Source organism: Klebsiella sp. KTE92 (genome assembly GCF_000398905.1).
Taxonomy (GTDB): Bacteria; Pseudomonadota; Gammaproteobacteria; order Enterobacterales; family Enterobacteriaceae; genus Klebsiella; species Klebsiella variicola.
The window spans coordinates 2,851,213-2,870,057 of the sequence record NZ_KB976100.1; the positions used below are offsets into that span (position 1 = coordinate 2,851,213).

At 59.7% G+C, this 18,845-nt stretch carries 15 protein-coding genes and 2 pseudogenes; 6 read left to right on the forward strand and 11 right to left on the reverse strand.

From position 1 onward, the window contains the following. The first annotated feature begins 130 nt into the window (after positions 1–130). Genes A1WC_RS11960 through A1WC_RS11950 form a run of 3 tightly spaced genes read left to right on the forward strand, consistent with a single transcriptional unit; the run spans position 131 to position 4,752 of the window. Entirely contained in the window at positions 131–1,699 is a 1,569-nt protein-coding gene (locus A1WC_RS11960; RefSeq protein WP_012541581.1) for a family 78 glycoside hydrolase catalytic domain, read from the forward strand. Between the two features lie 23 nt (positions 1,700–1,722). Next, positions 1,723–3,099: an MFS transporter gene (locus tag A1WC_RS11955; protein ID WP_016161158.1), complete on the forward strand. Its 1,377-nt coding sequence runs from the start codon at positions 1,723–1,725 to the stop codon at positions 3,097–3,099. A 42-nt stretch (positions 3,100–3,141) separates the two neighbouring features. Further along, positions 3,142–4,752: a carbohydrate porin gene (locus A1WC_RS11950; RefSeq protein ID WP_016161159.1), complete on the forward strand. Its 1,611-nt coding sequence runs from the start codon at positions 3,142–3,144 to the stop codon at positions 4,750–4,752. A gap of 39 nt (positions 4,753–4,791) precedes the next feature. Here A1WC_RS11950 and pptA read toward each other — a convergent pair whose 3' ends face one another. From pptA to A1WC_RS11940, 3 genes and pseudogenes are all read right to left on the reverse strand, one after another. Next, positions 4,792–5,019 carry a tautomerase PptA gene (gene pptA, locus A1WC_RS11945; RefSeq protein WP_002906690.1) on the reverse strand — a complete coding sequence of 76 codons (228 nt, stop codon included), beginning with the start codon at positions 5,017–5,019 and terminating at the stop codon, positions 4,792–4,794. A gap of 70 nt (positions 5,020–5,089) precedes the next feature. After that, positions 5,090–5,707, reverse strand: a pseudogene (locus A1WC_RS0125165) (glutathione S-transferase family protein). A gap of 83 nt (positions 5,708–5,790) precedes the next feature. Beyond that, positions 5,791–6,795, reverse strand: coding sequence for a LacI family DNA-binding transcriptional regulator (locus tag A1WC_RS11940; protein WP_016161162.1), 1,005 nt, complete (start codon positions 6,793–6,795; stop codon positions 5,791–5,793). 304 nt (positions 6,796–7,099) lie between these two features. Between A1WC_RS11940 and A1WC_RS11935 the strand changes: the two genes are divergently transcribed. Next, positions 7,100–8,296: an L-talarate/galactarate dehydratase gene (locus A1WC_RS11935; protein ID WP_012541576.1), complete on the forward strand. Its 1,197-nt coding sequence runs from the start codon at positions 7,100–7,102 to the stop codon at positions 8,294–8,296. A 204-nt stretch (positions 8,297–8,500) separates the two neighbouring features. Continuing rightward, complete coding sequence (locus A1WC_RS11930; RefSeq protein WP_016161163.1) at positions 8,501–9,811, forward strand: MFS transporter; 1,311 nt, start codon at positions 8,501–8,503, stop codon at positions 9,809–9,811. Between the two features lie 65 nt (positions 9,812–9,876). On the opposite strand, the gene A1WC_RS11925 is transcribed toward A1WC_RS11930, so the two are convergent. The 8 genes and pseudogenes from A1WC_RS11925 to A1WC_RS11885 all read right to left on the reverse strand — a co-directional run bounded on the left by A1WC_RS11925 (position 9,877) and on the right by A1WC_RS11885 (position 18,036). Further along, positions 9,877–10,728 carry a transporter substrate-binding domain-containing protein gene (locus A1WC_RS11925; RefSeq protein ID WP_172437960.1) on the reverse strand — a complete coding sequence of 284 codons (852 nt, stop codon included), beginning with the start codon at positions 10,726–10,728 and terminating at the stop codon, positions 9,877–9,879. A 38-nt stretch (positions 10,729–10,766) separates the two neighbouring features. Continuing rightward, positions 10,767–11,546 (reverse strand): amino acid ABC transporter ATP-binding protein, encoded by a 780-nt coding sequence (locus tag A1WC_RS11920; RefSeq protein WP_008804710.1) that lies wholly within the window; start codon positions 11,544–11,546, stop codon positions 10,767–10,769. Further along, a complete protein-coding gene (locus tag A1WC_RS11915) occupies positions 11,530–12,456 on the reverse strand; it encodes an amino acid ABC transporter permease (RefSeq protein ID WP_008804709.1) in 927 nt (308 codons plus the stop codon). Before A1WC_RS11915 ends, A1WC_RS11920 begins: the two co-directional genes overlap by 17 nt. 9 nt (positions 12,457–12,465) lie before the next feature. After that, complete coding sequence (locus A1WC_RS11910; protein ID WP_008804708.1) at positions 12,466–12,975, reverse strand: GNAT family N-acetyltransferase; 510 nt, start codon at positions 12,973–12,975, stop codon at positions 12,466–12,468. Between the two features lie 11 nt (positions 12,976–12,986). Then, positions 12,987–15,250: pseudogene (locus A1WC_RS28305) on the reverse strand (NtaA/DmoA family FMN-dependent monooxygenase). Between the two features lie 24 nt (positions 15,251–15,274). Next, positions 15,275–16,396 carry a M20 peptidase aminoacylase family protein gene (locus tag A1WC_RS11895; RefSeq protein WP_016161167.1) on the reverse strand — a complete coding sequence of 374 codons (1,122 nt, stop codon included), beginning with the start codon at positions 16,394–16,396 and terminating at the stop codon, positions 15,275–15,277. Further along, positions 16,386–17,393, reverse strand: a complete 1,008-nt coding sequence (locus tag A1WC_RS11890) for an MsnO8 family LLM class oxidoreductase (protein WP_012541571.1) — start codon at positions 17,391–17,393, stop codon at positions 16,386–16,388. Before A1WC_RS11890 ends, A1WC_RS11895 begins: the two co-directional genes overlap by 11 nt. 91 nt (positions 17,394–17,484) lie before the next feature. Further along, positions 17,485–18,036, reverse strand: a complete 552-nt coding sequence (locus A1WC_RS11885; RefSeq protein ID WP_016161168.1) for a shikimate kinase — start codon at positions 18,034–18,036, stop codon at positions 17,485–17,487. Between the two features lie 95 nt (positions 18,037–18,131). Between A1WC_RS11885 and A1WC_RS11880 the strand changes: the two genes are divergently transcribed. Next, on the forward strand, positions 18,132–18,827 hold the full coding sequence (locus tag A1WC_RS11880) for a class I SAM-dependent methyltransferase (protein ID WP_016161169.1): 696 nt from the start codon (positions 18,132–18,134) through the stop codon (positions 18,825–18,827). Positions 18,828–18,845: the final 18 nt, after the last annotated feature.

Sequence of the window (18,845 nt, forward strand, 5' to 3'; positions counted from 1 at the left end):
CGGATTTGTGATCGCCAGCGCCCCCACCTCATTATTCCTGCCATTTTCACTGACGGTTTGGCATTGCCAGAGTGGTGGCGCCGCCAGACGACGGCCTATGCTGCGCCTAACCTAATGGAGAGGACGCAGTATGTCACAGGCAATTCAATACAATTCCAGTGTGGCGATGACCCGCCATCCGCATTTATTAGAGCGGGCGGCCGCCCTGACGCCCGCGCTGCATCGTCAGCGCCAGGCGCCGCAGGCCATCGTCGAAGCCGTCGCCGATCCGGCGGCGCTGAACGGCTGGCGGGGACACACCGTCTGCACGCCTGAGCAGTTTTATCAGCAGCCGCTTCGCGTCGGCGACAGCATCATCATTGATTTTGGCAGCCATTTTGTTGGCTACCTGCAGTTCAGCTGCCGCAGCGTCGGCAGCCCGCCGGATGCCCCGGCCCATCTGCACTTCACCTTCGGCGAAACGCTGAGCGAAGTCTGCGAGCCGTTCAGCGAGTACCAGGGGTGGCTGAGCAGTAGCTGGTTGCAGCAACAGGATCTGTGGCTCGACGTCCTGCCCGCCCGGGTTGACCTGCCGCGTCGCTACTGCCTGCGCTACCTGAAGGTGGAGGTCAAAGCGCTGTCGCGCAAATTTCGTCTGCAGTTCGATGAGATAGCCCTGGAAACCGTTACCTCAGCCGGCAGCCCGCAGCCGGCGGTCATCGCCGATCCGCAGTTGAAAGCCATTGATAGCGTCGCGGTTCGCACCCTGCAAAACTGCATGCAGGAGGTATTTGAGGATGGGCCGAAACGCGACCGTCGGCTGTGGCTCGGCGACCTGCGCCTGCAGGCGTTGGTCAATGACGTGACCTTCGGCCACCACGATCTGGTCCGCCGCTGCCTGTACCTGTTTGCCGGCCATACCCGGGAAGACGGCATGGTCTCCGCCAATGTCTTTGTCCAGCCTGATGTGCGCGCCGATGACACCTTTCTCTTTGATTATTCATTATTTTTTATCGACGTACTTTATAACTACCTGCAAAGCACCGGCGACACGGAAACCGTCGGTGAGCTGTGGCCCACGGCGCGGCGGCAAATCGAGCTGGCGCTGACCCGCTGCGATCCCCAGGGTCTGGTGCGCGACAGCGATGACTGGTGGGCATTTATCGACTGGCAGGCAGAGCTGAATAAACAGTCGTCGGCGCAGGGGGTGCTTATCTACTGCCTGCAGCGTGCCCTCTGGCTGGCGCAGCGTGTTGAACCGCAGCGGGTAGCCGACTACACCGCTACGCTCGCGCAACTGAAAGAGGCCGCCCTCCGCCACCTGTGGGACAGCGAGCGGCAGGTGTTTATCAGCGGCGCCGCGCGCCAGGTCTCATGGGCATCGCAGATCTGGCTGGTACTGGCGGAAGTTGGCACCGCCGGGCAGCGGCAAGCGCTGATGCGCCGCCTGCAGCAACAGCCGCCCGCCATTGCCATGAATACCCCGTACTTGCGCCATCATCACATTGTCGCCCTGCTGCAGTGCGGCCTGCGCGAGGAGGCGGTGGCGGAGATCAAAGCCTACTGGGGGGCGATGGTTGACTCCGGCGCCGATACCTTCTGGGAAATTTTCGACCCACAGCATCCTGACTTTTCCCCGTATGGCAGTAAGCTCATTAACAGTTACTGCCATGCGTGGAGCTGTACCCCGGCCTGGTTTATTCGCCAGTACGGACTTTAACAACAACGATAAGCGAGTGATTTATGGCAGAAACAACGTTTACCCTGTGGCGGCAGCGCCTTGGCTATGGCATTGCCGATCTCTCCTGCAACCTTGTGTGGCAGATGATCTCTCTGTATCTGATGTTCTTTTACACCGACGTGATGGGCCTCCCGGCCTATTACGTTGGGCTGATGTTCCTGGTTACCCGGCTGGTGGATGGCGTGGCCGACGTGCTGATGGGGCTGGTGATCGACAATACCGCCACCCGCTGGGGGCGCTGCCGTCCCTGGCTGCTGATTGGTGCCCTGCCTTTTGGTCTGCTGTGTATTCTGGCCTTCTATGTGCCGGATTTCGGCACCACCGGCAAACTGCTGTACGCCTTTATCACCTATCTGTGTCTGTCGTTCCTCTACACCCTGGTGAACATTCCGTTCTGCGCCATGCTGCCGTTTTTAACCAGTGATTCCGCAGAGCGCACCACGCTGTCGGCGGTACGTATTCTGCTGGGATCCCTCGGGGCCACCATCGTCGCCGTGGCCACCCTGCCGCTGGTCGGCATGCTGGGCAAAGGCGACCAGCAGCAGGGGTTCCTCTATACCGCGGTGATTTTTGGCGTACTGGCGGCCTTTTTCCTGCTGGTGAGCTTTCGCAACGTCGAAGAAAAGATCATCCTCAGCGGGGAGCGCATGACCCTGAAACGCGCCTGGATTAGCCTGCGCGCCAATCGTCCGTGGTGGATCTTCGCCAGCAATATATTTCTGATGTGGGGGGCATTCTTCTTTCAGACCGGAGCGCTGGTGTACTTCTTCCACTATTACGTCGGGAATACCGAGCTGACGGCGGTTATCGCCGGGATCTCCACCTTCGTTCCCCTGCTCGGCACCCTCAGCGTCCCGCTGCTGGCCCGACGCATGAAAAAACGTCATGTCTATCTGGTGGCCAGCGCGGTCAATCTGCTCGGGATGGGGATGATGATGCTGTCTGGCACCTACGCGCTGGGGCTGATCGTCGGGGCGGTGATCCTCTCCCTTGGCGCCGGTCAGCGCACGGCTATCTATTTCTCGATGCAGGCCGACCCGGTGGATTACGGCGTGTGGAAAACCGGCATTAATACCGCGGGTATCCTGACCTCGATAAACGGCTTTCTCGGCAAGGTGGCGATGGCCGGCGCCGGGGCGATCACCGGGGCACTGCTCTCCTCCGGCGGCTATATCGCCAACCAGGCGCAAAGCGACAGCGCCCTGTTGGCCATCAAGGCCTGCTATCTCTACATTCCGGCGCTGTTGATCCTCGCCTCGATGCTGTGGATGGGCCGCTTCTACCGTCTCGACGATCAGTATGAGCAGATCCGTGCCGACCTCGATGCCGGACGCGGCGCCTCGCCAGCCCCGGCCACCGGAGAATCCCCCGCCATGTAAGGCGCCCCGCTGCTTTAACCTCTGGATAAATTAAGGACTTTTATGCGTATCTCTGTGATTAGCGCAGCGGTTTGCTGCGCCCTTTTTCCACTCACCAGCGCCGCCGGGTTGAGCGTCGAACAACGGCTGGCGCAGCTCGAAGCGCGCCTCAATCTCGCCGAACAGCAGGCCAGCGAAGCCAGCCGCCGCGCGCAGCGGGCAGAACAGCAAACCGCCGCCGCCGAACAGCGCGCGGCGGCAGCGGAGCAGCAGGTGCAGGCGCTCAGCCAACAGACCACGGCTCGCGAACAAAAACAGCAGGCTACCAATCAGCAACTGAGCGAACAGCTGGCGAAGCGCGCCCCGGACGATGGCTTTACCTTTAACGCCTACGCCCGTTCCGGAATGTTAGTCAACAGCCACGGCAAAGGCGCCCGCGGCGGGCCAGGCATCTCCCCGGCCAGTTCGCTCAACGGCGATGCCCACGTCGGTCGTCTCGGCAACGAAAAAGATAATTACGCTGAGCTGAGCTTTGGCAAAAAGTTCACCTTCAACGATGGCTCATGGGCGCGCTTTAAGACCATGCTCGCCGACGGGGCCACCAACCCGGATCCGTGGGTTCAGGACAACGACAGCCACCATCTGAACATTCGTCAGCTGTACGTCGAGATGGGCGACTTCGCCGAGTTCACCGGGCCGTTAAAACGCGCCTCGATCTGGGCCGGCAAACGCTTCGATCGGGATAACTTCGATATCCACTTTACCGATAGCGACATCATGTTCCTCGGTGGCACCGGCGGCGGGATCAATGATGTCGACTGGGGAAGCGGCCTGCGCGGCGATTATTCGGTGTATGCGCGTAACTTCGGCGACCTTGGCAGCGATAATTACGCGGATAATGACATCCAGAATCTGCTGTTCACCGCCAACCATTTTTACGGCAACTGGCAGCTGATGACCACGGTGATGACCGCCCAGGGTAACGATGACCTGAAAGATAATACCTCGACCACCGGGAGCTATGCCCTGCGCAGCGATAACACCGCCAAAAACGGCTACTACGCGATGCTGGCCCTGCACGACAAACAGCAGTTCTACGGCCTGGCGCCAGGGGTGTCGGAAAGCGCACTGCAGTACGGCGTCGGGCTGGGCGCCGAAGCGCGTCAGCCGGGGAGCGATGGCGACTTGACCGAGAACGCGGCCTCCCTGCGCTTTGCGTCGTACGGGATCCTGCCGCTGGGGAAAAACTGGCAGCTGGCGCCGTCGGTGATAGCCCAGCACAGCGAAGACCGCTATCGCGACGGCGACCGCTACGACTGGGCGACATTTAACCTGCGGGTATCGCAAGGGATCTCCGCTCACTTCGCCCTGCTGTATGAGGCCTCGTGGCAGTATATGGATCTCAATCCGAACGGGCGCAGCTATCGCTATAATGACAACGTTTATCAGTATCAGGCGGTCCGCGGTGATTTCTACAAGCTGACCTTCGCCCCCACCTTTAAAGTGGGCGATGTGTTTGATATCAAAGCGCGGCCGGAGATACGTTTCTTTGTCACGTGGATGAACTGGGATAAAGACCTGGATCGTTATGCGATCAACGATGATTTCGGCAGCAAAGGCTTTACCGCTGGCGGGACATGGAACTTCGGCGTGCAGACGGAGATTTGGTTCTGACCGAGCGTCACTGGCGGGCATCATGCCCGCCAGTGGCAATTACATGCTATAACCCGGCTTCTTTATCAGCTGCGCCATCTGCGGGGCGATCTCACTGTCCCACACCGCCTGCCACGCGTCCGGCTCAACCTGAGTCAGCGCGACGCTGACGGCGCTCTCTTTGCTGTTCAGATGGCGGATCAGCACCTCTGTGATGTCGGCGGCCAGCGCGGTTTTTTGTTCGTCAGTCAGTTCACGGGGAAAACATTTAATATCTACATGCGGCATAGCAAAGACTCCTTGTGGTCAGAGCCATAACGCTACCACAGAATGGCCGTTCTGGTTGCCATCGCGTGCGTTAAATCAGCTTGTTACGGCGTAGCGCCACGGCCAGTTCCGGTCGCTGACAGACCGCCCGGGCGATGGCGGCGAATTTTGGCGCGTGGTCGTCAAACCACGCCTGTCGCGGCCCCCAGCTGTACATCGCCGCGATATAGCAATCCAGCAACGTTACCGACGAGCCCAGCGCCCACGGCCCGGCAGCCAGCTGCTGTTCGAACCAGAGATAGAGATTTTTCCTGTACTGGCGACAATTCTCCACCAGTTGCTCTGCGGCGGCGGGCGCCCAGCGTTCCGGGTAATCGGCATAGGTAAAGGTGGGATAGATGTTGGCCACCAGCCAGACCAGCAGACGCTGGAACTATTGACGCTGCGGCGTCCCCGGCGCGGGGGCCAGATCGGGACGCTGATCGAGGATCATCAGCGCGATGGCGGCGGTTTCGGTCATGATGCTCCCATCGGCCAGCCTCAGGGTGGGCACCTGGCACAGCGGATTAATCTGCCGCAGACGCTCGCGCGCCGGACCGGGCTGGTCAAAGCCCTCCACGTCAACCACCTCGTAGGGAATATCGGCCAGGGAGAGCATCAGCTCGCTAATCGTCGAGCCCCATCCCGGCACGCCATAAACGGTAATCATGGTCTGCCTCCAGGGTAAAGCCTAAGTGTAGGCAGAAATTCGCCGCTCACCCACCCGGCACACCATGCCCTGAAAAGGCAGGCCTACGCCGATTCTCGTGCCACCAGCTGAAAGCCGATATCTATAATCACCCCGCTGTCTTCTCCTCCTTCGATGCGGTCAGCCAGCAGCGTAGCGGCCCGTTCACCGATGGCATGACGGTCGACGCTGACGGTAGTGATAGCCGGACGATTGCTGGCGGCGAAATCCAGATCGCCAAAACCGATCACCGCCAGATCCTGCGGTACGCGTAGCCCCCGGCTTTCGGCTTCCATAATCGCCCCCTGGGCGAGGGTGTCTGAGCTGCAGATGATCACATCAAACTCGCTGGCGGCGAGCAGCTCCGCCAGACCGCGCCGCCCCAGCGCCAGCGACGCCGGGAGCGGCACTTCAACCTGAGGCGCATCGTCCAGCCCTTTTTTAGCCAGTCGGGCACAGAGCCCCTGCTTACGCAACATCGCGCGCGCATCGCCCGCCCACAGCAGGCCTGGTCGCTGGTAGCCTTTCTCCAGTACATACTCGCCAATGGTTTCGCCCACTTTTTCATGGGAAAAACCGACCAGCATATCCAGCGGCGTCGGGGTGAGATCCCAGATTTCCACCACCGGCGTGGCGGCGTTAAGAATCGTTTTCTTTAACAGCGGCGCATGCTGGATGCCGGTTAACACCACGCCATCAGGGCGCCGCGAAAGCAAGGTAGAGACCAGCTCGGCCTCGGTCTGCCGGTCATAGCCCGCCACGCACAGCAGCATATGGTAGCCGCGCGCCGCCAGGGTATCGCTCAGCGCCTGGATGGTATCGACAAACATATTGTTATTGATTTGCGGTACCACGACCGCCACCAGCTTGCTGCGCCTGGAGGCGAGGCCGCCGGCCAGCGCATTGGGGATATAGCCCGTCGCCTGCACAGCCTGCATCACTTTCTCTACCGTTTTTGGCCTGACCAGCTGGGGCGTATTCAGCGCCCGACTGACCGTCATCGGCGACAACCCGGCGCTGCGAGCCACATCCTCCAGCGTCGGCGCCCGCGTCGGTTTTTTGCTTTTCACGGCTAAGCCCCTGTGTTAAGTCGTTTTCTGTGGGCATTATTGATGATGCCCCACGCAATTGCCAGCGCCCGCCGCGTCTCCCCTAACAGAATCAACGACCTGCAATACAAAATGTTATCGCTATCATTATGACTTGTCACTTTTCACAAACTGTTTTGGATTGTGACCTGCACAGCAAATTTTTCGCCTTTATAACGGCCAATTGTGATCGTTTGTACAAATTAAAACCACTACCGTAGCGTCAAAATCATTTCACCATTACAAATGATAGCGCAATCATTTTATTATCAAAAAGGACACCAGTATGACCTCAAGCGCCAATTCCGAATCCGTAACCTACGCCAAAGCTTTCGGCGTCAAAACCGCCGCTGAAACCGGTGACCGCATTGACCACGTTAAACTGTCGCTGGCTTTTCTGCCGCTGGCCACCCCCGTCAGCGATGCCAAAGTGCTGACCGGTCGCCAAAAACCCCTGACCGAAGTGGCGATTATCATCGCGGAAATTCACTCCCGGGATGGATTCACCGGCGTCGGCTTTAGCTACTCGAAACGTGCGGGCGGCCAGGGCATTTACGCTCACGCCAAAGAGATAGCCGATAATCTGCTTGGCGAAGATCCGAACGACATTGACAAAATCTACACAAAACTGCTGTGGGCCGGGGCTTCCGTCGGCCGGAGCGGAATGGCGGTACAAGCTATCTCCCCTATCGATATTGCCCTGTGGGATATGAAAGCCAAACGCGCCGGTCTACCGCTGGCCAAACTGCTGGGTTCACATCGTGATTCCGTGCAGTGCTACAACACTTCCGGCGGCTTCCTGCATACCCCCCTGGATCAGGTGTTGAAAAACGTGGCTATCTCCCGTGAAAACGGCATCGGCGGGATTAAACTAAAAGTCGGTCAGCCTAATACTGCCGAGGATATCCGTCGTCTGACGGCGGTGCGCGAAGTGCTGGGTGATGACTTCCCGCTGATGGTCGATGCCAACCAGCAGTGGGATCGCGAAACCGCCATTCGCATGGGGCGCAAAATGGAGCCGTTCAATCTGATCTGGATTGAGGAGCCGCTGGATGCCTATGACGTCGAAGGCCACGCGCAGCTGGCCGCCGCGCTGGATACGCCGATTGCCACCGGCGAGATGCTGACCAGCTTCCGCGAACATGAGCAGTTGATCCTCGGCAACGCCAGCGACTTCGTGCAACCGGATGCCCCGCGCGTCGGTGGGATCTCCCCGTTCCTGAAAATAATGGATCTGGCCGCGAAGCACGGTCGCAAGCTGGCTCCGCACTTTGCCATGGAGGTGCACCTGCATCTCGCCGCCGCCTACCCGCTGGAGCCATGGCTGGAGCACTTCGAGTGGCTGAACCCGCTGTTTAACGAGCAGCTAGAACTGCGCGATGGCCGGATGTGGGTTTCCGAACGCCATGGTCTGGGCTTCACCCTCAGCGAGCAGGCCCGCCGCTGGACCCAGCAAAGCTGCGAGTTTGGAACTCGCCCGTAATGACTTTTCCCGGATGACGGCGTCCACGCCTTATCCGGGCTACCGGTCCGCAGACCACTGAGAACCCGTAGCCCCGGTAAGCGCAGCGCCACCGGGGATAAACCTCTGACCCGCTGTACTCGCAATACACGAAATCCGTCAGCAAGTATCAAAGCGGCATGAAAGATGACGTGTCTTCACAACCCTGCAAAGGAGTTGAATAACATGCAACAGCAAATAAAACGCAGCAACGTGCGTTACGGTATATTGGTTTTTTTATTTCTCGCGACCGTATTTAATTATGCTGACCGGGCCACCCTGTCCGTTGTCGCGCCGATGATGAGTAAAGAGTTAGGTTTTGACCCTGAAGCAATGGGCCTGGCCTTTTCGGTGTTTGGTATTTCCTACGTCATTATGCAAATCCCCGGCGGCTGGCTGCTGGATAAATATGGTTCGCGGTTGGTCTACGGCTGCGCGCTGATTGGCTGGTCGGTCGTCACTATGTTTCAGGGCACTGTTTATCTGTTTGCCAGTCCGCTGGTGGTGCTGGTGCTCCTGCGTCTGATGATGGGGGCCATTGAAGCACCCGCTTTTCCGGCCAACAGTCGCCTGAGCGTCCAGTGGTTCCCCAATAAAGAGCGTGGATTTGTCACCTCGGTCTATCAGGCCGCGCAGTATATTTCGCTGGGCATTATTACGCCGCTGATGACCATCATTCTGCATAATTTAAGCTGGCACTATGTTTTTTATTATATTGGCGCTATCGGGGTGGTGCTGGGAATATTCTGGCTGGTAAAAGTGAAGGATCCTTCACATCATCCTAAAATTAACCCGCAGGAGCTCGATTATATTCGTGAAGGCGGCGGCGTACCGGAATTAGGTAGCCAAAAAACGCCGCAAAAATTAACTCTCGCGCAGATTAAAAGCGTCTGCGTCAATCGCATGATGATCGGGGTTTATATCGGCCAGTTCTGCGTCACATCGATTACCTGGTTCTTCCTCACCTGGTTTCCGACTTACCTCTACCAGGCCAAAGGCATGTCAATCCTCAAGGTCGGGTTTGTCGCCAGTATCCCGGCCATAGCTGGATTTATCGGTGGCCTGCTGGGCGGCGTGTTTTCGGACTGGCTGCTGAAACGCGGTTACAGTCTGACCACCGCCCGTAAGCTCCCGGTGATCTGCGGCATGCTGCTCTCCTGCATCATTGTCGTCGCCAACTACACCTCTTCGGAAGTGGTGGTGATCGCCGCCATGAGTCTGGCGTTTTTTGCCAAAGGTTTCGGGAACCTCGGCTGGTGCGTGCTGAGCGACACCTCGCCGAAAGAGATGCTCGGTATTGCCGGTGGCGTGTTCAATATGTGCGGCAACCTGGCGAGCATCATTACCCCGCTGGTCATCGGGGTGATCCTCGCCAACACCCACTCGTTTGATTACGCCATCCTCTACGTCGGTTCCATGGGCGTGCTGGGCCTGTTCTCCTATCTGTTTATCGTTGGGCCGCTGGATCGCTTGACGCTCACTCCGCGCACCGTTTGATTGAAGACCCTGGCGAGCATTCGCCTCCGCTGTTTCGCGTCGTACTCCGGCGAAACAGCGGTTTTTTAGTAGGTTATCCCCGGCGGGTTGACCACCGACTGCGCCACCGCCTCGCCCTGCTCTCCCCAGCGCGCCAGCACCTGCTGATATTCACCGCGGGCAATCGCCCCGTCGAGGGCTGCCTGCAGGGTAAAGACCAGGCCGTTGCCTTTTTTGGTGGTTGTCGCCACCCACGCTTTTTTCGGCCCCAGGCCCACCACCCGGGTCTGGCCGTTAAGGGCGGCCTTATAGGCTGCCACCGACTGCGGGCCGAAAAAGATATCCGCTCGCCCGGACTGGATATAGAGGTTGCCGGAGGCATCATCGGTCAGGTAGACCGGCTGGGCCTGCGGCCGTCCGGCGGCACGGTTGTCCTCATTCCAGCCCAGCAGGATCCGCTCCTGATTGGTGCCGGACCCGACGATCACTTTGCGCCCGGCGAGGTCGGCGGGTCCGTTTACCGCGGCGATGTCGCTGGTGGATTTCACCGAGAAGGCCAGGGAGTCCACCCGGTAAGTCGCAAAATCGAACTTCTCTTTGCGCTTCTCGGTTACCGCGATATTGATCAGCGCCACATCGTAGCGGCCGGAGGCGATGCCCAGCGGCCAGTCCTCCCACGCGGTGGGCACCAGCCTGAGTTTCAGGCCAAGGCTTCCGGCCAGCAGGCGGGCCATATCCGGGTCGCTGCCGATCCGCGTGCGGTTGTCGCTGGCCAGCAGCGCCAGCGGCGGCGAATTGAGCGCCGAGATCGCCACCGTCAGCGTCCCCGGCTCGACGAAGCGATAGCCCGGCGGAATTTTCGCTATCGCCTGCGGGTCGCGGGTGACCGGCAATGGCTGCTCATTGGCACGCAGATCCAGCGCCGCGTGAGCGCTCATGGCAAAAGCGCTGAGAACAAGGGTCATTAGCGCTCTGTTCATGACGGCAGTACCCTGGATAAAAACTGTCGGGTACGCGGATGCTGCGGATGGTTGAGCACCTCGTCGCTGCTGCCCTGCTCGACGATCCTGCCGTCGACCATAAACACCACCTGGTCGGCCACCTCGCGGGCAAAGCCTACCTCGTGGGTCACCACCACCAGGGTGGTACCGGAGCGCGCCAGCTTCTTGATGACATCCAGTACCTCGCCCACCAGCTCGGGATCGAGCGCCGAGGTGGGCTCATCAAACAGGATCACCCGCGGGTCCAGTGCCAGCGCCCGGGCAATCGCGATACGCTGCTGCTGCCCGCCTGAGAGATGCCGCGACCAGGCGTCGGCTTTATTGCGCAGTCCGACAACGTCCAGCAGTTCATAAGCGCGGGCAATGGCCTCTTTGCGCGTGACCTGCTTGTGGGCGATCGGCGCCTCAATCAGGTTCTCCAGCACCGTCAGGTGCGGAAACAGGTTAAAGTTCTGGAACACGTAGCCGACGTTGATCCGCTGGCGGAGGATCTCCTTCTCTTTCATCTCATACAGCTTGTCGCCTTTGCGGCGATAACCGATATAGTCGCCATCAATCTGAATAAATCCCTCATCGACACGTTCGAGGTGATTGATGGTGCGCAGCAGCGTCGACTTGCCCGAGCCGGAAGGGCCGAGGATCACCGTCACCGTGCCCGGGGGGATCTCCAGCGACACATCGTCCAGCGCCTTGTGGCGGCCATAGTATTTGCTGACCCCGGTGATAGAGATATGGCCATTATGAGAGCTGGGCATGAACGGCCTCCTGCGGCTGTGGTTGACGTGCGGGTTGATTCAGACGGCTGCTGCGGGCGCTGTTTACCGCCGAGCGGCGCTCGCTGCGCGCCAGGGCGCGTTCCACCAGATACTGAATGGCGGAGAGAACGCTGGTGATCGCCAGATACCAGGCGGCGCCGACCATCAACAGCGGGATCACCTCCTGGGTACGGTTGTAGATCATCTGGATGGTGTAGAACAGTTCCGGCATCGCCAGGACGTACACCATCGCCGTTCCCTTGGCCAGACTGATGATCTCATTGAAGCCGGAGGGCAGGATGGTGCGCAGCGCCTGCGGCAGAATAATGCGCAGCGTACGTCGCCAGGCGGGAAGCCCCAGTGCAGCGGCGGCTTCATACTGCCCATGGTCGACCCCTAAAAAGCCGCCGCGAATAATCTCCGCGGTATAGGCGCTCTGCACCAGCGTCAGGCCCACCACCGCCGTGGAGAATTGCCCCAGCACGTTAATGGTCTGATAGCTGGCCCAGGTGACGCCGGTAAACGGGATCCCCAGCGACAGGGTGTCGTAGAGATAGGAAAAGTTATACAGAATAATCAGCACCACAATCAGCGGCAGCGAGCGAAACAGCCAGATATAACCCCAGGCGAGGCTGCTGAGCAGCCACGATGAGGATAAGCGGGCCAGCGCCAGCAGGCCGCCGAAGATCACGCTCAGCACCGTGCCGAGCAGGGTCAGGAGCAGGGTTTGTCCCAACCCCTCGAGGATCACCGGGTCGAAGAACCAGCGGGCGAAGACGCCCCACTCCCAGCGCGGGTTAAAGGCCACCGACTGGATCACCACCGCCAGCACCAGCAGGGCGACCAGGGCCCCGACCACCCGCAGCGGATAGCGCGCCGGCACCACTTTTATTGTTTCAGATGAATGCATCATGCCTCCTCAAGCGCTGTGACTGAAGGCGCTCACCGCCAGCGCTTTAGTGAACCGCAGCCGGCCATCGTACGGCGGCTGACTGTACTCTTCCGGGTCTCGCGTGAGGTCAAACTGCGCCTCATACCCCTGGCTGAGATAGAGCTTTACCGCCTCCGGCTGACGGAAGCCGGTGGTCAGGTAGATATGGCTGTACCCGGCCAGCACCGCCCGCCGTTCCAGCTCCTGGACCACCTTCGCCGCCAGCCCCTGCTGGCGCAGACGGCGGTGCGTCCAGATACGTTTGATCTCCGCGGTGTGGCGATCTTTCGGTTTATAAGCGCCGGTGGCGATAATTTCTCCCTCACGCTCAAGGACGATAAACAGCCCCTGCGGCGGCAAATACCACTCAGTCAACTCCACTTCCGCATCGCGGGAAAAATAGTCGCCGTAGCGGGCGGCATATTCGGCAAACAGCCCGCTAATAATCGGCTGCAGCTCCGGTGCGTCCGGAGAAATATCGCGGAATGCTTCGCTCATCGCGCCTCCTGTCAGTCGCCCAGTCCGGGTGGGTTGATTTCTGATTGCGGAATACTCTCCACCCCTTCGCCCCAGCGGTTAAGCACTTTGGCGTAATCGCCGCTGGCGATAGCGCCGTTCAGCGCCGCCTGGACGGCATTCACCAGCCCGCTGTCTTTTTTCAGCGTCACCGCGATATGCGCCGCTTTCGGCCAGCCGCCGTCGACGCTGCCCACCAGTTTGGTTTTACCGGTCAGCGCCGCCTTCCACGCGCCTATCACGTTGGGGCCGAAAAAGGCGTCGGCTCGCCCGGTCTGCAGGGCCAGCGTCTGGGCGGCGTCATCCTTGGTGTAGACCGGGGTAAACGGCTTCAGCCCCTTCTTGACGTTCTCCGCGTTCCACGCCAGCAGGATCGCCTCCTGGTTAGTACCGGAGCCGACGATAATCTTCAGCCCGGCGATGTCTTCCGCCTTGTCAATTTTGTTCAGCGGACTGGTGCTTTTGACGTAGAAGCCCAGCGAGTCTTTACGGTAGGTGGCGAAATCAAACTTCTCTTTGCGCTCTTTGGTGACGGTAATATTGCTGATCGCGGCATCATATTTGCCGGAGGTAACCCCCAGCGGCCAGTCTTCCCATGAAGTGGGAACCACGTTTACTTCCAGCCCGAGGCTCTCCGCCACCAGCCGGGCGATATCCGTCTCGCTGCCGAGCAGGGTTTTGTTGTCATCGGCGAAGACCGTCAGCGGTGGTGAGTTCAGGGCTGCCACCGCGACGGTGAATTTCCCCGGCACCGCCAGATGCAGATCTTTCGGCAACAGCGCAATGGCCTGTGGATTTTTCGCTGTGTGAATCGGCGTTTTGTTGGCCTCCAGGCTCACCCCGGTGCCATTGATCTTGACGTCCTGGGCCCACGACGAGGCGCTAAATGCCAACGCGACGGCCAGCAAGAGTGTTGTTTTCTGCATAGCGTGATTCTCTTTTATTATTTTTGGAATTGGTTAGCAGGTAGCGCCAGACCCAGACTTTCCCGCAGGGTGGTGCCCGGATAGTCGCGACGGAACAGGCCGCGCGCCTGTAACAGCGGAACCACCTCATCCACAAAGCGCGGGAAGGTTTCCGGCGTGCCGCCCTGAATAATGAAACCGTCCGCCGCGTGCTGTTCGAACCACAATTGCAGGCCATCGGCGACATCGCTGGCGGTGCCGGTAAAGCGCGGACGCGGACTCGCTGCCTCCAGGGCCACCTGGCGCAGGGTTAATCCCCGCTCGCGGGCGTGACGTTTAATCTCGTCGGTGGTGCTGCGGAAGCTGTTTTGTCCCAGGTCGCCAATATCCGGGAACGGTTCATCAAGCGGATACTGCGAAAAATCATGATGTTCGAAATACCGCCCCAGATAATTCAGCGCATCCTCGATGGAAACCAGCGCCGCGGTAGTCTGGTACTGACGTTCCGCATCCTCGGCGTCATCCCCGACGATGACGCTGACGCCCTGGAAGATATGCAGTTGGTCCGGGGTGCGCTGATATGCGCTGAGTTGGCTTTTAACATCCTGATAAAATGCCTGCGCCTCGGCCAGCGATTCCTGATGGGTAAAAATGGCATCGGCGTGGCGTGCGGCTAATTTCTTGCCGTCGTCCGACGCGCCGGCCTGGAAAATAATCGGCCGTCCCTGCGGCGTGCGGGCAATATTTAGCGGCCCGGCCACTTTAAAGAAATCGCCATGGTGATCGAGCGTATGCAGTTTATTTTTATCAAAAAACTGGCCAGTCTCCTTATTGCGCACAAAGGCGTCTTCTTCCCATGAATCCCATAAGCCTTTCACCACCTGCAGATATTCATCGGCAATGCGATAGCGCAGCGCATGATCCGGATGCTGGGCCCGGGAGAAGTTTTTCGCCGACCCTTCCAGCGGCGAAGTGACCACGTTCCACCCCGCCCGTCCCTGGCTTAAATGGTCGAGGCTGGCGAACTGACGGGCGGTAGTAAACGGCTCGCTGTACGAAGTGGATAAGGTCCCCACCAGTCCCAGACGCCGGGTGACCGCGGCCAGCGCGGAAAGTACCGTTAAAGGTTCGAAGCGATTTAAAAAATGGGGAATCGATTTTTCATTGATATATAACCCGTCGGCGACAAAAATAAAATCCAGCTTCCCCTCTTCCGCTTTTAACGCCGTCTCTGTGACGAAGTTAAAATTAATACTGGCGTCCGCCTGCGCCGCCGGATGACGCCAGGCGGACATATTTCCCGATGCGCCATGTAATATCGTTCCCAGACGCAATTGTCGATTTTCAGACATAGCTACCCCTTCCCCTGTCATCCATTAAATGTGTTGTAATGCCTGTTCCGCCAGCTGGGCGAAATAGTGCGCTGCGGGTGCAATAAGCCGTTCGTCCGGATTAAATGCCGGATGGTGCAGACCATATTCGCTGGCGCTGCCGATGCTGACGAACGCCCCGGGAATATGCTGAAGATAGACCGCAAAATCTTCGCCGCCGAGATGCAGATCGGCGTGATGGGTGCGGTACCCGGCCTGGGCCGCCACGTCGCTGGCGAAGTCGGCCCAGCGGGCGTCATTGACCAGCGCCGTCGGGCCGGCATACCAGAAGACGTCAATCTGTGCGCCAAAGGCGCTGGCGAAACCGGCCGCGATCTCGCTGACCCGGGCCTTGACCCGCTGCTGCACTTCACTGCTGTGAGTGCGCAGCGTCCCTTCCAGCTCGACGCTCTCCGGCAGCACGTTCCAGGTATTGCCTCCCTGGATCCGCGTCACGCTGAGCACCACCGAGTCGAGGGTGTTCACTTCCCGACTGGCCACGCTCTGCAGCACCGTCACCAGTTGGCTGGCCAGCAGGATCGCATCCTTTCCTTCATGTGGGCGGGCGGCATGCGCCCCCTTCCCGGTCACTTTGAAGACGAAGCGGTCGACGTTGGCGTAGAACGCGCCGCCGCGGGTGGCAAATTCGCCCACCGGCAGGCCGGGCTCATTGTGCATGCCAAAGATCGCCGACACGTCCTCCAGCGCCCCGGCGCGGATCAGGGTTTTCGCGCCGCCAAAATTTTCCTCCGCCGGCTGAAACAGGATCCGCACCCGCCCCGGGAGTTCCGCTTCCCGCTCCTTCAGCAGCAGCGCCGCCCCCAGCATCACGCTGGTGTGAATATCATGGCCGCAGGCATGCATCATCCCTTCATTTTGCGAGCGGTAAGGCAGACCGGTCGCCTCCTCGATGGGCAACGCGTCGATGTCCGCCCGCAGGGCAATCACCTTGTCGCCGCTGCCGACTTCGGCGACCAGCCCGGTTTTCAGATCGAAGGGCAGCAGAGTCAGCCCGCCGCTCTGCAGCCAGTCGCGGATCCGCGCGGTGGTGGCTACTTCCTGTAGGGAGAGCTCCGGGTTCTGGTGCAGCTCGCGCCGCCAGCTAATCAGTTGTTGTTCAAAGGACATTCAGCACCTCCTTGCCGTAGTGAGCCTGCGCCAGCAGGCGCAGGGAGTGCAGGCGCGCTGGCCCGTCGCTAATAGGGGTATCAATGATGAGTTCATCCAGCTGATCTTCCGCCTGCAGCGCGTCAAGCCGGGCTTTAACCTGTTCGGGAGTACCGGAGATCAGTGAAGATTCGCGGCGGTGGATGCGTGTCGGCCGGCTGCCAGCCTGGCGGGCAAAGGCGACGGCCTGAGCCTCACTGCCGACGGTCACCCGCTGGCCGTTCTCCAGCTCGACGCCCCACACCTCGACCTGCTGCGCCAGCGCGGCGGCGGTGGCCGGATCGTCAGCCACCACCACCTGCACGGCGACGATCGCCTCACGCGGGCTGAGCTCGCGCCAGCGGTTGATCACCGTGCGGCGTAGCGCGCTGTCGCCATTGAGATGGGCCGCAAACACGAAGTTCCAGTCAAGACGGGCGGCCAGTTCCGCACTCTCCAGGCTGGCGCCGAGCAGAAATCCGTCGGCCCGGCGCGGCGGGATCGGCGTGGCGCGCAGGCTCTCCTCTCCCCCTGGCTCAGTCAGTGACAGCCAGTTATCCAGCTGCGCCAGCTGATCGGCAAAGGTCCCTTTCTCCTCCTGATGCAGGCCCTGCTGCAGGGCGCGGGTGGAGAGCGGCAGGCCGCCAGGCGCCTTGCCCACCCCGAGATCGATGCGACCCGGCGCGAGGGCAGCCAGCAGGTTAAAGTTTTCCGCGACTTTATAGGGGCTGTAGTGCTGGAGCATGACGCCGCCGGACCCAAGACGAATGCGCCGGGTGTGGCCCAGCAGCCAGGCGATAACCAGCTCCGGCGAGGGGCTCGCCAGCTGATCGGTATTGTGGTGTTCGGCGACCCAGAAGCGGTGATAACCCCAGGCTTCGGCGTGTTGCGCCAGCGTTAATGTACGCGCCAGCGCCTGCGCGGCGGTTTCCCCGGCGGCAAGCGGACTTTTATCCAGGATACTGATTCGATAAGACATTTCGCAGGCTCATATGAAAGTACGTGCCTGCATTATTAAAATCTCAGCTAACTATTGAGAAACAATTAATTCACATGTGTACTGCTGAAAATTAGATATGCCCGCCTGGCCGCTGCGCTTCCAGCTCGCGGAGCAGCGCCTCAGCCTGCCGCGGACTGCGCACCCGGACGAAGCGAATATGACGATATTGCGGATCCTGCATGTCGGCCAGATAGCGTCGGCGATTCTGCCGCCAGGTTTTCAGCGTCCAGAGGATAATGGATTCCCGGCTGCAGAACGAACGGCGAAAGCTCTCGCGGTTGCCCGTGCCCGGCCACAGCTCCTGATGCCGCCACGCCCGGCTCGTCGCCCGCCACACCGCCTGGCGCAGCGTGCGCCAGAGGCTATAGTCGACCCAGATCACCAGATCCACCTCGCGCCATTTGACGCTGCGGCTGCGATTGTAATTGCCATCCAGCACCCAGCCCGGCGAGGCCGTAGCGGCGGCAATAGCGGCGAAAAACGCCTCATCCGGTGTGCCCTGCCAGTTCGGCCGCCAGTACAGGCGATCGAGCTCGATCCAGGGTAGTCCCAGCCGGTTCGCCAGGCGCCGGGCCAGAGTGGATTTGCCTGAGCCGCTGGTGCCGACCATGTTGATGTTCATCTCTGTTTCTCCCTGGTAGCCAAACGAATACTTATTTCAATGTTAAATGGCGTATATAGTAGTGATGTTTATCAATGATAAAAGGTGTTTTCAGGATGAACCCCTATGAAGCCCGCTACAGACAACTGTTAGCCAACGGAGCCAGCGCCTGGGCGGGTGATGGTTTTGCCAGGACAAAGATACAACAAGAAAAAACATTTCATTGGCTGGATGCCCATGGCTATTTACCCGCTCCCGGCGCGCCGGTACTTGAACTGGGATGTGGCAATGGTGCCATGGCTGCCCAGTATCTGGCGGAAAGAGGCTATGCCGTATCGGGTGTTGATGTGTCCGAAACGGCGATCCGCTGGGCAGAAGACCGTTTTCAGCAAGCGGGTCTGGACGCCACATTTTTCGTCGGCAACGTCTGTCATCTTTCTCAATGTGAGGATGCCCAGTTTGCCTTAATCATTGATGGCAGCTGTTTACATTGTCTGCTGGAAGATGAGCGTCGCCGTTTTTTCGCCGAGGCGAGAAGATTGCTGAAACCCGCAGGCCGGCTGGTGATCGGCTCGATGTGCGGGCTTCCTCGTTATGCTGAAGACCTCGCCACTTACGATCCTGTCAAGCATCATCTCCTGAAAGAGGGGCAGCCCTGGCGTACGCTTAAACCCCTCCCGGCTTTACTGAATGAGATACAGCAGGCGCAGTTTAGCGTCCTTGCCACCGATGTTAAGCACAATGCCTGGTGGGATCATGCCACCATCGTTTGTTCGGCAAACGGGCCGTCGGCTGATCCTCAGAAGAGTTAATTTCAGGCTGACCGCGCC